Source organism: Vibrio sp. SG41-7, assembly GCF_014164465.1.
Classification (GTDB): Bacteria; Pseudomonadota; Gammaproteobacteria; order Enterobacterales; family Vibrionaceae; genus Vibrio; species Vibrio splendidus.
In genome coordinates this window covers 1-375 of record NZ_JACJFF010000368.1, presented here as the reverse complement: position 1 = coordinate 375, position 375 = coordinate 1, and the positions used below count along the sequence as shown (strand labels likewise).

General features: G+C 45.1%; 2 pseudogenes. One reads left to right on the top strand and one right to left on the bottom strand.

Going from position 1 to position 375, the window contains the following annotated elements:
• A pseudogene (locus H5300_RS27150) lies at nucleotides 1-292 on the top strand (hypothetical protein); the annotation flags it as partial.
• On the opposite strand, the pseudogene H5300_RS27145 reads toward H5300_RS27150, so the two are convergent.
• Nucleotides 262-375, bottom strand: a pseudogene (locus H5300_RS27145) (IS630 family transposase); the annotation flags it as partial. The pseudogenes H5300_RS27150 and H5300_RS27145 overlap by 31 nt on opposite strands.

Here is a 375-nt window from a genome sequence, read left to right as displayed (position 1 = left end):
TGAGGACGGCTTATCTGATAGCGATGAGCTTACTTATGGGTGGAGCCCAACAAGTGATATTTCTCCAGAGCAAGGCTCACTTGGCGATGCTGATAATGATGGCCTCTTTAATCTTGCTGAAATAGCTCTGGGTCTGAACCCAACTCAAATCGATACTGACGCTGATGGTTGGAGCGACAGTGTTGAAGTTGAACAACATTGGGATGGTTTAGATGTAGGAAGCCCTGGCTACCACCCCAATGATGACACAGATATACCCAATCAACTTGAAGATGCGGGCTTGAGCACTTGAAAATTATCATTTATTCGAGACGTCAAAGAGTCTGCGATCTCAGGTAGAGTCACAATGCAAAAATTCTCGATGGCTTCTCTGAA